This is a genomic window from Microcystis sp. M109S1, assembly GCF_020247025.1.
In the GTDB taxonomy this organism is placed as follows: domain Bacteria; phylum Cyanobacteriota; class Cyanobacteriia; order Cyanobacteriales; family Microcystaceae; genus Microcystis.
The window spans coordinates 1-13,450 of record NZ_JADBRW010000025.1 but is presented as its reverse complement, the minus strand read 5'-3'; the positions used below and the strand labels follow the sequence as shown (position 1 = coordinate 13,450).

Genomic DNA, 13,450 nt, shown 5'->3' with positions numbered 1-13,450 from the left:
GGGGTTGGGGGTTGGGGGTTGGGGGTTGGGGTGTGGGGTGTGGGGTTTTACCCATTTTCAGGTGGTCAATTACCTAATTTTCAGGGAAAAAGTCCCTGAATTTTCCCCCCAATCACTCCAAGGGTCGGCACTTTTTGAGGTCAAAAAAGTCTAAAAACCTTGTTGGATAAGGTTTTTAGATTTATTCAGCAAACCCTAACTACTATCCACTATCCACTGATAACTGACTACTGATTACTGATAACTGAAAAAGTTCCCCACTCCCTTAACCTTTCTCGCACCCTGTCAATGGGAATTGCGAAACCGCAGCCCAATTTAACGGCATTTTCTAGGGGTTTAGGAGTAGAGGGATTGGCACAAAATAAACTCGCTTGGGAAATCACTCCCACCACTTGATTTTTATCGTTTAAAACTGGACTTCCCGACTGTCCAGAAACGACAAACATGGATAAACTTAAGGATTTTTCGTCATTATCATTAACAGTGCCTTTGCTGACAGTCCAATCTTTTTGATTAAAAGGATTACCGATCGAGATTACTGATTGATTAGCGGCAATTGGTAGGGGTGCTAAAGCTAAAGGTTTTAAATCTGGGGGGGGATTTTTTACCTCTAATACTGCTAAATCGAGCCAGTCGTTAGGGGGGGTAGTGTGGAGAATTTTAGCTTTTGAACGCTTGGGAATTTTTCCCTTGGGTGGTTGGCTATAATACTCGACAAAAATGCGCGCCCCTGCATCGATTTCTTGACGGTAATTCGTAACCACATGGCGGTTAGTCACGATCCAAGCTGTGTCTTGATCTCGTTTTAATAACCAACCAGTGCCGATACCATTGTTATTTTTGCCACGAATGACAATTTTAACAATTGAGCGTTTTAAATTCACCAGAGGATCACTCTTAACACTGGGAATTATCTCTGGCATTTTTAATAATTCGGGATGATCATGAATTAATCGCCCCCGTTGGATTTCCTGTAAAATAAATCTAACTTCTGATAAATTGGGATCAATTTCTACGGCCTGCCGACACCAATTTAGACCCTCATCGATCTGACCGCTATTGATATAGGTATAACAGAGATTTTCGTAAATCTCGGCATTTTTGGGGCTAATTTGGCGCGCCTGTTGAAAAACTGCCATCGCTTCCCCTAGTTTTCCCTGTTCCGCTAAAGCTTTCCCTAAATAATTATAAATATCCCCATCTTTAGGGGCGTAAATTAAAGCCTGTCGATATATTTGCTCTGCTTGCTCCCATTTTCCCTGTTTTGCTAGGGTTTCTCCTAATTTTTTGTAGGTTTCACCCTGACTAGGTATCAATTCTAGAGCTTGCTGATAGGCATAACTGGCCTCTTGCCAGAGTTGCTGTTCACTATAGGCCTTTCCCAGATAAAAATAGGCTTTTCCCTGACTAGGATCGAGAAAAACCGCTGCTTGCAGAGCTTTCGCCGCCTCATCCCAACGTTGTAAACTATAGAGGGCTTTTCCTAGCTGAAATTGCGCTTTAAAAGTTGGTTTAATGATAATTGCTTTTTGGTAAGCCTCGATCGCCTCTGACCATTTTTCCTCTTGCGCGAAGATATCTCCCAAAGCCACTAAATAATTACTTTGGGAGGGTTCCATCGGTGGTTTATCATTAACGATAAAGGCATGATTATAGGCTTTTAAGGCTTCAGAATAACGTTTTTGACTTTGCAAGACCTGAGCGATTTTTATATGGGCTTGGCCCGAATTTTCGTCAAAAGATAAAACTGTTCGGTAAGCAGACAGAGCCGATTCCTTCTCCCCCGCGGCCAAAAGTTGATCGCCTTGCCAGAGATAAGCCAAGGCAATAAGATAAAAAATAGCAAAGGGAGCGGCGGCCATGAAGGCAATAATTACAAATATTTGCCAGGATTTGCCAGAATAGCGGCGACCGATTTTAAGATCTTTTCTTTTCATTTCTTGCTTAGGATAGACAACAGGCCAGAGGTGGTTCGATAATCGACCTAGACCAATTTAGATGCGCGGGCCGCTTACACATATTTTTGCTTTTCCTGTTGCCCTTTCCGCAGTTTTGCTGCTCCTTCTTTCTGGGGTATGAAGGTAATTTTGTCCAACTACTTACCGATTACTGCTGCGAGCGCTGGGTAGGATTAACATAGCATCACCGAAGGAATAGAAACGGAAACGCTCTTGGATAGCTTCTTGATACAATGCCAGTAGTCTTTCCCGTCCGATTAAGGCACTGACTAACATCATCAAACTGGACTTGGGTAGGTGAAAATTAGTGATCATGCCGTCGATAACCCGCCATTGATAACCCGGATAGACAAATAAATTCGTTTTTCCCTGAAAAGCGGTTAATTTCTCGCTCTTACTTTCTTTAATTGCCGCTTCCAAGGCGCGAGCTACCGTGGTTCCCACGGCGATAACCCGGCCACCTCTAGCCTTTGTTTGGGCGATTTTTTCGGCAGTTTCGGCGGAAATCTGCAAAAATTCTTGGTGCATTAGGTGTTCTGTAATATTTTCCACTTCCACGGGACGAAAGGTTCCCACTCCCACATGAAGGGTGACATAGGCGGTATCTATACCCTTCTGAGCGAGCTTATGGAATAATTCGGGAGTAAAATGTAATCCTGCCGTGGGAGCGGCCACAGAACCCTGTTTATCGGCGTAAACTGTTTGATAACGGTCTTCTTCCGCCTCTGATTCGGTGACGTAGGGGGGGAAAGGAATATGACCGTACTCCTCCAACATATCCCAAAAACTGCGCTGGGGATGACGTTGAAATTCCAGCAGACGACCACCGGTGTTCAGATCTCGATCGATTACTTTCGCTAACCATAATTTTTCTTGGTCTTCCGTCGGCCCTGTTTTCGGATAAAAAAGGACTTCTGAACCGACTTTAAAGCGTTTTCCCGGTTTCACCAGAGATAACCAACGATGGTCATCTTGTTCTTCTAATAGTAATATTTCTATGGGTGCGCCTGTGGTTTTACGTCCAAATAAACGGGCCGGAATCACGCGGGTATCGTTGAAAACCAGCAAATCCCCCGACTCTAACCAAGTGGGTAAATCCCGAAAAATAGCTAAATTATGACTATTGGGAGAATCTACCACCAAAAGACGGGAACTATCCCGGGTTTCGGCGGGATTTTGGGCAATTAACTCCGGAGGAAGGTGATAATCGTAGCTGGAGAGTAATTGGTCAGGGATCATCGTCATTATCATCATAAAAATCTTCGCAAAAGTTGGGTAATCCTACCCAGGCGAACTTCACTAAATCGGGGATTTCTCCCCTTGGTACCGAGAACGGTTTATCGTCAGACTTAGAGATATAACACTAATCGTGACTATTAGCCAATAGCCCGGCGGCCACTATGGACTATCTCTATTTTCTTGCTAATGCTAGTTTAACGCTACGAGTCACCGAATACCTGCGATCGATGACTCATCTGCCTTCCTCCGTCATGACGGTTATCCATCAGATTAACGGTTGGGTGGTCAAGGTAAAGTTTAATCAAATGCTGACTCCTTGCCAACACGGTGATTTTCGCGCCTACATGAATGAGTTAGGGATTACCTATCAACCGGAAATGCGTCTCCAGATGGTTTTTTGGAGTTTGGAAACGGGACAATCTCCTATTGATGTCATGCGTCGTTATCAAGTGGCGATCGTGTCCCATGGTACCCCGGATCAGCAAGATATAGAGGCTTTTCGGCAACAATTTACTAAGGGTTTAGGATACTGTCCTGAAACTCTAGCCTAGGGTTTATTTTCTCTCGGGATGCTCTTCGAGGGCAACTACAGGACTTAAATCGTTGATGTGATCAATTAACTGATACAAGCGTCCGTAACTCTTGCCGTTGAAGTAAAAAACTAGACGAGGTAAATGGTGGGTGGAATCCCGATTCTCTCGTTCTAGAATTTGACTAGGTGCGATTTTCCCTTTAACTAGGATATCGCCGAAGTTTTGGTTAATTTGTTCGATCTGTTCCCCGCTTAGTTCGTGATTAAGACGAATAACAAAGGATTCTCCCACAAAACGGCTGGAGTGATACACCCGATAGAAGTGGCGAATCCTTTGACAAGCGTAGTCTAGATCGTTGGTAATTGTATAAAAATTCCGATCTTCGGCGGATATCAGTCCTCTTTTTTGCAGATTTTCACTAATTTGTTCTTGCCAAGTTTGCCAGTAATCCCCATCAGGCTCATCAATTAATACTAGGGGTGCAGGTCCGTATTTACCCGTTTGACAGAGAGTAAGCGTTTCAAAGGCCTCATCTTGCGTACCGAAACCACCGGGGAATAAAGCTACTGCGTCACTTTCCCGCAGAAAAAATAGTTTTCTGGTAAAGAAATATTTAAAATCGATTAATTTGGCATCATTTATGATATAGGGATTAGCCCCCTGTTCAAAGGGTAGCTGAATATTTAATCCGAAGGAATTTTCCCGTCCAGCGCCTTCATTCCCCGCTTGCATGATACCACCCCCGGCACCGGTTAACACCATAAAACCGTATTGACTGATACAGCGCGCGAAGTCCACTGCGAGACGGTATTCACTGCTGTCGGGTTTGATGCGTGCCGAGCCAAAAATGGTCAGTTTACGAATATGACGGTAGGGGTAAAATACCTGAAATCCCTTTTCTAGATCTTCGATCGCGTAGGTTAAAATTTTCCAATCCAGGCGATCGATTTCCTCCTCGGCAATTCTGACTATTGCTTCCAGAGATCTTTGAATCCATTTACCATCTTTCAAGTGGGGTAAATGTTGCACCAATTTCAGCAAGTCTTCGCTTAATTCAGAATAGGAGTTGTCCATTTATCAGTTATCAGTTATCCGTTATCAGTTATCAGCTTTTTGTTTTGCCGTTAATCAGCGATTTTTCTGGTGAATATCACTACTATCTAGCCTGAGGGCTTATGGCTTCAAAACTGTTCAGGATTATTTATTGCTTGATTAACTTGGGTGATTTGGGTTTGAAAATATTGTTCACGATAACGGATAGCTTGGGCTAATTCCGCACCTTTTTGGAAAGCGAGTAAAGCTTGGGGATAATTTTTTCTCTCTAGATAAATTTGACCGATTTGATCGTAGGTATTCATTAAACCGTAGTAATTATAACCCAATTCATGGACTTTAATTAATTCTTGATATATTTGTAAAGCATAATCTACCTGTTGATAACTTTTATAGAGTTCGGCCAACTTATTTAAAGCTTCTCCTGCGATGCCGTACTGTTGTAAAGCAAAAGCGAGAGAATAGGCTTCTTGAAAGTTTTGGCTGGCTTTATTTGCATCTTTTAAAGCTTGGTAATCTAACCCAATTTGAATTTTTAGAGCGGGAATTAACTGTATTTGCTGATTTCTGATCTGGGTTTCAGCTATTTCTTCTTTAATTTTTACGGCGTTAGCTGGTTGCAGAGATTCTCGATAAATTTCTGCTAGTCTTTGCAAATAAATTCCTTGAGTCAAAGAATTATTCTGCGTCTTAGAAATAGTTAATAATTCCTCATAGACTGGGGCGGCTTTTTGATAATCAAAACGGGATAAATGAATTTGACCAAGTTTATTTAAAGTTGCTTCTACTGCCACATTATCCCCAGATTTTCTGGCATTAGCTATGATTTTATCATAGATAATTATCGCCTCATTAAAAGCTCGTACCTGTTCATAGGATGTACCTAGTAATGCTAATAATTCCCCATCTATTGTCTGGTTAGTTTCCGCAGTTTGTTGCACAGCTTTTAAACGATTAGTAATTAATTTAACATCCTCGGTTCGATCTCGATTCCAAGCTGCTAACCCCACTTTTCCCAAAGATTTTACTTCTTCTTTTGCTCCTAAATAACGATTTAATTTAATAACTTCATACCAGATGGGAAAAGCTTCCTCATTTAATCCCGCATCGTATTTAGCTTGAGCTTCAGCATCGCGTCGATCGATGTATAATAGCAGTTGACGACGCTCCAAGGGAGTTAAAGGGCGATCGATTCCGGGTAATAAAGGACTTTTTAGGGGAGTTTCGAGGGGATTGGGTGCAGGGGTTTCTGTTTGTGCTAGGAGAGGAAGGGAAGTACCGATCAAACAGAGCCATAAACTGAGAGAAAAACGTAGCATAATAGATTGATAGGAGCGTAGTAGAGGATGATATTTTGTGATCGATCGATTCTATAAGAGACTGACTGCCGAAAATTTGCGTTTCCCAATTTTGGGTTTAATTGCTAGTTTGATTGTAACCTTTAGTCTGGCTGCCTGTGGTGTCTCCCCGCAAGTTTTAGCAGAACAACGAATGTTTCTACCGCTCTCGGTCGAGTTTTTGGGAGAATATCAATTACCACAAGCGGATTATCAAGACACAAGGGTGGGGGGATTATCGGCAATTACCTATGATCGTGCCAATAACCGCTTTTATCTCCTCAGTGATGATCGTTCTCAGAAAGCTCCGGCCCGCTTTTATACGGCTAGTTTGCAGATAAATGGTGAAAAAATCGAAAAAGTGAATTTAGAGGCAGTCACGTTCCTAAAAGATGGCAAGGGAGAAACGTTTAAAAAGGGATCGATCGACCCGGAAGGTATCGCTTTTTCGCCCCGACAAACTTTGTTTATTTCCAGTGAAGGTGCGGTTAAACAGGGAATTGCTCCTTTTATTGCTGAATTTGATTTGCAGGGACAATTAAAGGAGTCTTTGTTAATTCCTAATCGCTTTTTACCAGATGATAGCAATCAAAAAGGAATACAGGATAATTTAGGGTTTGAATCCTTAACTTTAGGGATTACCAGCACTCTCAAAGACGATCCTTTTCGTTTGTTTACTGCCACAGAAAGCGCGTTAATTCAAGATAGTCCCACGGGAAAAAGAGCAGAAAATCTTAGAGTGCGACTTCTTCATTATGTTATTGATCCGATTGGTGCGCCTGTGTTAGTATCAGAACAATTGTATGTGTTAGATGAGCCACCCAGTGGTGCGAGATACTACGGTTTAACGGAATTATTAGCTTTAGAAAAAGAGGGTTATTTTCTCAGTTTAGAGCGAACTTTTGGTTTAGAAGGTTTTGGAGCGAAACTATTTCAGGTAGTTAATGGGAGTGCCACTGATACCTCGAAAATTGCTCGGATACCGGGAGAATTAGAAGCTTTACAGGTGCAACCCTTGCGGAAAAAATTATTACTAGATTTAGGGACTTTGGGGATTGATTTAGATAATTTGGAAGCAATGACCCTCGGTCCAAGATTAGCTGATGGCAGTCGCTCTTTGATTTTAGTCAGTGATGATAATTTTAATCCGAATCAGGTCAATCAGTTTTTACTATTTCGACTCAAGGAAAAATAAACAAGAGATGGTTAATTGCCTCACCTATCCCCTTCTGGGAGAAGGATTGGGGTGAGGGTAGGCCGATTAATAATCACTTTTTTCGATATCTTTGCGAATATCATTCAGGTCAATATAGCGATCGGTGGCATTTCGCAATTCCCTAGCGATCATCCCTTCCGTAGAAACTACGGTAATATGAGTATTTTTAGAGCGCAATAGTTCGATCGCTCGTTCAAAATCGCCATCACCGCTAAATAAAATCACTCGATCGTATTGATCGACGGTATTAAACATATCGACGACAATTTCGATATCTAAATTAGCTTTCTGGGAAAAACGACCGGAACTATCATCATAATATTCTTTCAAAATTTTTGTTCTCACCGTATAACCCAAACTAATTAAAGCATCGCGAAAACCTCTTTGATCTTGGGAATCTTTTAACCCCGTGTACCAAAAGGCATTAATTAACATAATATTCGGGTCGTTGGTGAAGTAATTTAACACCTTACGCGGGTCAAAAAACCAACCATTTTTTTGTTGAGCATAAAACATATTATTGCCATCCACAAAAATCGAAAGGCGATCTTTCGGACGGCCGCCACCATTACAATGACAAAGACCGGCTTCTGTCATACAAAATACATACCTAATTTTTTATAGAGTTTAACTATAAAATTACCTTTGAGTAATTTTACGGGGGAAAACGACTATTCTTTGAGGAATAGCGGTGATTTGAGAGCAAAAAGATAGCAACTAAAATAAAAATTAGCTTTTTTGTCTAAGTAGGGAGGCACAATTATTTGTAGGATGGGTTAGCGCACTTCGTAACCCATGCGGGCGTTGGGTTTCATGCTTCAACCCAACCTACGTTCATCTTATATTTAATTCCACCCACCCACTTAGGAGACAAACTAGATAATAGTTTCGGAATAATTAAAAGTGATAATAGAGAGATTGTACAGTAATTAGGTCATTTTGATAATCTTTCTTGATAGATGGGTATCAACAAGGCTGGTTAGATCAGGTAGGAACACCAATCACTCCAACCTCCAGAATATAGCTTAACATTGTCGTATCCGGCTAGGGTAAGGGAAAGGATATTGACACAGGCTGTCACTCCCGAACCACAGTAGAGGATAATTTCTCGATCGCTTTGCCGCTCTTGCCAACGTTGTTTTTGCCGGGCCGGGGGTTGAGAAAAACCCTGACTATCGGTGACTTCTAACCAGGGATAATTAAGCGCCCCCTCGATGTGGCCGGCGATCGGATCGATCGGTTCCCTTTCACCCCGATAGCGATCGCTTTCCCTGGCATCAATTAACACCACTCCCGCTTGCTCTTTTTGCTTTTTTACCTCCTCGATCGTGACTACCCAATCCTGTTGAACTTGGGGGAAAAAAGCGCCGGTTTTCGGCACAGGTATCTGATTGGAGACGGGATAACCGGCATTTAACCAATTTTGCCAACCACCATCGAGAATGCTGACTCGTTCATGGCCGAGATAACGTAATAACCACCAGAGACGACTGGCAAAGGCAAAACGGGAGGCATCGTAGGCGATGACATGAGTTTGGCCGGAAATCACCCCTAAAGAGCTTAATTTAGCGGCTATCGTCTGCGGATTCGGTAAAGGATGACGGCCGCCATGACGGGCAACGGGAGCCGATAAATCGCGATCGAGGTGTAAATAGAAGGAATTTTCAATATGATTGGCTAAATACTCTTGATAACCGAGATCGGGATCGTTTAATTGAAAACGACAGTCAATAACCATCAGATCGGGGCGATCGAGATTAGTCACTAACCAACTAGGAGAAACGAGGGGCGCGATCGGATTCATGGCGGGAAAATTGTTTAATAATTAACAGACAGTTGCGCTGATCTTCGCTGCGAGTATAACTGAGTTGATCGGCGATTTTTTGGAGGATCGGCAGTCCTTGCCCATGACCAGAGAAACTATAGTCATGATAGGCGTTTTTCTCGATAAAGTCCTCTAAATCGAAGGCGGAACCCCGATCCCAGATGCGAATTTCCATCTGGGATCGGGTAATCTCGATCTCGATCTCGATCGGGATTTCGGGAGGTAGGTGTCGGTGAGCGTGACGGACTGCATTGGTAAAACCTTCGGCAAGAGCAAGCTGACAGTGGAGCCAGTCTTTTTGGGGAATGCCCGCCAGTTTAAATTGCTCAAAATATTTTAAAACGCTATCTAAGGACTTGAGATCGCTATCTACCTGAAAAGAAATCTTCACCCCCGGCTTACCTCTCCAATGCCTTACGCTAGAAGTTATACCATTTTTCCCAAACTATGACTGATGTGTTAGCTCGATTCTGGATTTAATCCCTTGTTGAGGGACAAGCAAAGTCATCTGTCAGGGAGTCGGGGGTAGGCAGTAAGATTGAGATAGTCGAGTCACAAAAAAGATGGTACGAATTCTAGTAATTGATGATGATGGAGTAATTCAAACGTTTTTGAGCCGCGCTTTGCAGAAGGAATACGAGGTTTTTATTGCCAGTGATGGGGAAGAAGGATTAAAGCAAGCGGGGCAACTAAAACCAGCGATGATTATTTGTGATTGGATGATGCCGGGGATCGATGGGTTGGAAGTTTGCCGGCAAATTAAGCTCAATCCCCAACTGTCAACCACTTTTTTTATCCTCTTAACTTCTTTGGGATCGGTGGAGGATCGGGTGAAGGGATTGGATGCGGGGGCCGATGATTTTTTATGTAAACCGATCGAGATTAATGAGTTAAGAGCGCGCGTGCGGGCGGGAATTCGTTTGCATCAATTAAGTCATGATCTGCAAGCGCAAAAACAATTACTAGAAATGGAGTTAGCGGAAGCGGCGGAATATGTGCGATCGCTATTGCCAGAACCTTTCATTTCTCCAAAACTTGCTATCGATTTTCGCTTCCTTCCTTCTCGTCGATTGGGGGGGGATGGATTTGATTATTATTGGTTAGATAATGACCATTTGATGTTATATCTTTTAGATGTGGCTGGCCATGGTTTGCGAGCGGCTTTACCTTCCCTTTCGGTGATTAATTTACTCCGTTCCCGTGGTTTAACTCAGGTGAATTACTATCAACCTAATCAGGTTTTACATGGGTTAAATCAAGTTTATCAAATCAGCCCTAAGAATGATAAATATTTTACTATCTGGTACGGAATTTATGATCGCAAACAACAACAGTTAACCTATGCCAGTGCCGGTCATCCCCCGGCAGTTCTCCTGACTCAAAAACCTTTTGGCCAGATGATTGAAACCAGACTGAAAGCCCCCGGTTTTCCCATCGGAATGTTTCCAGAAGCAGAATATATCAATCAGGTTCAATCCCTGAATTTCTCCAGTAGCCTTTATCTTTTTAGCGATGGAATTTACGAGATCGATTGTTCTGATGGTAGGATGTGGGGACTAGAGAACTTTCTTCAATCTTTGCAAAATTATCACTGTAATTCCGCCAAAAATCTCGATAATTTTATTGGAGAAATTCAAGCTTTACAATTTGATGGTAATTTTAAGGATGATCTTTCGATCATGCAGGTGGATTTTCTTTAATTAACTTCCGAGGATTTTTTGTTCTAATTCTTCTCGGTTATTAAAAATTTCAAAAACTCGATCCATATCGGTCAATTCAAACAACATTTTTATCTGATCATTAATCGAGCATATCAATAGTTTACCCCCCGCAGAACGCACGGTTTTTAAGGATAAAACTAGCGCACCTAAACCAGAACTATCCATAAAGGTGACATTCTTGAAATCAACGATAATAACCTCTGAACCTCCCTGCACGGCTTCGGCAATTTCTTGGCGAAATTCGCTGGCTTGGTTGCCATCTAAAATACCCGATGGTTGAATAACTTTGATTGAAGAACTCATAAAAAAAAGGAAAAATTAAATGTTTTCTACCTGCTCACTCATAACTGATCGCTGAAATCTGCTGACAGCAGCTAATCTTTAACTATTTTTAACATATTAGGGCCAAGAAAAGCGCAAAATTAAAAATAGGAATTTTTGAAACTGTATGGAAAGTTACGATGTCATCCTCATCGGTGCGGGGCATAATGGTTTAGTTTGTGCCGCCTATCTCCTCAAAGCTGGTTATCGCGTCCTCCTTCTCGAACAGCGTAGCGTACCGGGAGGAGCCGCTACCACAGAAGCGGTTATCCCAGATCTAGCCCCCGATTTTAAGTTTAATCTCTGTGCGATCGATCACGAATTTATCTTTTTAGGGCCGGTAATTGAGGAATTAGAGCTAAAACGCCACGGATTAGAGTATTTATTCTTCGATCCTACCGTTTTCTGTCCCCATCCCTCCGGCCAATATTTTCTTTCCTATCGCTCTCTGGAAAAAACTCACGCCGCAATTGCCCAGTTTTGTCGGCGAGATGCCGATCGCTACCTTCAGTTTATCGACTATTGGGGACAGTTGATGAATGCGATCGCGCCTTGGTTTAACGCTCCGCCCCAAGATTTGCTCAGAATCGCCCGCAATTATAACTCTAGTGCCTTAGCTAGTGTCTGGAAAGCGATCGGCTCGAAAAAGAAACTGCTCGACTTCATCCGCACGATGATTACTTCCCCCGAAGATGTCCTCAATGAGTGGTTTGAGAGCGAATTTGTGAAAGCACCCCTGGCTCGTCTAGCGGCAGAAATTGGCGCTCCTCCCTCCCAAAAAGGCATTACCTCCGGGATGATGATGATGGCGATGCGTCATTCTCCCGGGGTGGCTCGCCCTCGTGGTGGTACGGGCGCACTAACCGAGGCTCTGGTGAAATGTGTTGTCAGTCTCGGTGGGGTGATTTTAACCGAGCAGAAGGTTAAACAGATTCTGATGGAGGAAGGACAAGCGATCGGGGTTAGAGTGGACTCTGGACAAGAATATCTGGCAAAAGCGGGTGTTATCTCTAATATTGACGCTAGACGAGTCTTTTTACAGTTAGTCGCCCCCGCCGATGTGGATGCCGCCGATCCAGAATTGCGAGAAAGGGTAGAACGGCGAATTGTCAATAACAATGAAACAATTCTTAAAATTGATTGCGCCCTCGCCGAAGCACCAAGGTTCGAGGCTTACGATCACAAAGAGGAGTATTTACAGGGAACGATTCTCATCGCCGATTCCGTGCGTCACGTTGAACAGGCCCACGCTTTAACGATTTTGGGGCAGATTCCCGACGAAAATCCCTCGATGTACCTAGATGTACCCACTATTCTCGATCCCTCCATGGCTCCCCAAGGCAAGCATACCCTCTGGATCGAATTTTTTGCCCCCTATCAGATTGCCGGGGCCGAGGGAACAGGATTAAACGGCACGGGATGGACGGAAGAATTAAAAAATCGCGTGGCCGATCGAGTTCTTGATAAACTGGCCGATTATGCCCCAAATCTCAAATCCGCCATTATTGCCCGTCGGGTGGAAAGTCCGGCCGAATTAGCTAATCGTTTGGGTTCCTATAAAGGTAATTACTATCATCTTGATATGACCTTAGATCAGATGATTTTCCTGCGTCCTTTGCCGGAAATAGCTAACTACAAAACCCCAATTAAAAACCTTTATTTAACTGGGGCAGGAACTCACCCCGGCGGCTCAATTTCGGGAATGCCGGGGCGTAATTGCGCTCAGGTTTTCCTGCGGGATCGAAGCACTTTTCTGCAACGATTATTCAACTAATACTAAATCCGTTGAGTATAGGCTACATAGGGTCTGCGGCAAAAAGTTTTTCTTGGGGGCAGGGTGTGGGGTGTGGGGTGTGGGGTGTAGGGTTTTACCCATTTTCAGGTGGTCAACTACCTAATTTTCAGGGAAAAAGTGCCTAAATTTCCCCCCGATCACTCCCATATCCAGTACTTTTTGATTGACAAAAGGTCTAAAAGTCTTACCCAACAAGGTTTTTAGATTTATTCAGCAGACCCTACATATTAGGACAGGCAACAGGCAAGAGGCACAGGGGAGAATCAATAATCAGTTTTTAATAACTGGATTTAGTATTGTAAAGTTTCAATACAAATATAGTCATATATAGCCAGCCATGGTAATATGTGAACACGAAACTATCAGACTAGGCAAAAAAAACAGGAATAAGTTATCGAACGGCTTGGAGGTGGTGGAAACAAGGGAATTTAACAGGCTATCAATTGCCTTCC

12 protein-coding genes are annotated in these 13,450 nt (G+C 43.0%); 4 read left to right on the top strand and 8 right to left on the bottom strand.

Annotated features, from left to right (window positions below; translation table 11 throughout):
* Positions 1-227: 227 nt before the first annotated feature.
* Positions 228-1,937: a serine protease gene (locus tag IM322_RS01095; RefSeq protein WP_287672810.1), complete on the bottom strand. Its 1,710-nt coding sequence runs from the start codon at positions 1,935-1,937 to the stop codon at positions 228-230.
* 162 nt (positions 1,938-2,099) lie between these two features.
* Positions 2,100-3,197, bottom strand: a complete 1,098-nt coding sequence (queA, locus tag IM322_RS01090) for a tRNA preQ1(34) S-adenosylmethionine ribosyltransferase-isomerase QueA (RefSeq protein ID WP_287672811.1) — start codon at positions 3,195-3,197, stop codon at positions 2,100-2,102.
* Positions 3,198-3,358: 161 nt separating this feature from the next.
* On the opposite strand from queA, the gene IM322_RS01085 reads away from it, so the two are divergent.
* Entirely contained in the window at positions 3,359-3,748 is a 390-nt protein-coding gene (locus IM322_RS01085) for a hypothetical protein (protein ID WP_002796539.1), read from the top strand.
* A gap of 3 nt (positions 3,749-3,751) precedes the next feature.
* Here IM322_RS01085 and IM322_RS01080 read toward each other — a convergent pair whose 3' ends face one another.
* Positions 3,752-4,804, bottom strand: a complete 1,053-nt coding sequence (locus tag IM322_RS01080) for an LOG family protein (protein WP_287672807.1) — start codon at positions 4,802-4,804, stop codon at positions 3,752-3,754.
* A 107-nt stretch (positions 4,805-4,911) separates the two neighbouring features.
* Entirely contained in the window at positions 4,912-6,102 is a 1,191-nt protein-coding gene (locus IM322_RS01075; RefSeq protein ID WP_287672805.1) for a tetratricopeptide repeat protein, read from the bottom strand.
* Positions 6,103-6,139: 37 nt separating this feature from the next.
* On the opposite strand from IM322_RS01075, the gene IM322_RS01070 reads away from it, so the two are divergent.
* Positions 6,140-7,315 carry an esterase-like activity of phytase family protein gene (locus IM322_RS01070; RefSeq protein ID WP_287672803.1) on the top strand — a complete coding sequence of 392 codons (1,176 nt, stop codon included), beginning with the start codon at positions 6,140-6,142 and terminating at the stop codon, positions 7,313-7,315.
* A gap of 66 nt (positions 7,316-7,381) precedes the next feature.
* Here IM322_RS01070 and IM322_RS01065 read toward each other — a convergent pair whose 3' ends face one another.
* The 3 genes from IM322_RS01065 to IM322_RS01055 form a co-directional block, all read right to left on the bottom strand.
* Positions 7,382-7,933, bottom strand: coding sequence for a LabA-like NYN domain-containing protein (locus IM322_RS01065; protein ID WP_002764933.1), 552 nt, complete (start codon positions 7,931-7,933; stop codon positions 7,382-7,384).
* Positions 7,934-8,315: 382 nt separating this feature from the next.
* The gene (locus tag IM322_RS01060; RefSeq protein WP_287672802.1) at positions 8,316-9,140 is read right to left on the bottom strand and encodes a sulfurtransferase; all 825 of its coding nucleotides are present in this window, start codon (positions 9,138-9,140) and stop codon (positions 8,316-8,318) included.
* Complete coding sequence (locus IM322_RS01055; protein WP_287672801.1) at positions 9,109-9,552, bottom strand: ATP-binding protein; 444 nt, start codon at positions 9,550-9,552, stop codon at positions 9,109-9,111. The genes IM322_RS01060 and IM322_RS01055 overlap by 32 nt, the downstream gene beginning before the upstream one ends.
* Positions 9,553-9,724: 172 nt before the next feature.
* Between IM322_RS01055 and IM322_RS01050 the strand changes: the two genes are divergently transcribed.
* Positions 9,725-10,861: a PP2C family protein-serine/threonine phosphatase gene (locus tag IM322_RS01050; RefSeq protein ID WP_287672800.1), complete on the top strand. Its 1,137-nt coding sequence runs from the start codon at positions 9,725-9,727 to the stop codon at positions 10,859-10,861.
* Here IM322_RS01050 and IM322_RS01045 read toward each other — a convergent pair whose 3' ends face one another.
* Positions 10,862-11,185, bottom strand: a complete 324-nt coding sequence (locus tag IM322_RS01045) for an STAS domain-containing protein (protein WP_287672799.1) — start codon at positions 11,183-11,185, stop codon at positions 10,862-10,864.
* A 145-nt stretch (positions 11,186-11,330) separates the two neighbouring features.
* Here IM322_RS01045 and crtO point away from each other — a divergent pair, with 145 nt between their 5' ends.
* Entirely contained in the window at positions 11,331-12,977 is a 1,647-nt protein-coding gene (gene crtO / locus IM322_RS01040) for a beta-carotene ketolase CrtO (protein ID WP_287672798.1), read from the top strand.
* Positions 12,978-13,450: the final 473 nt, after the last annotated feature.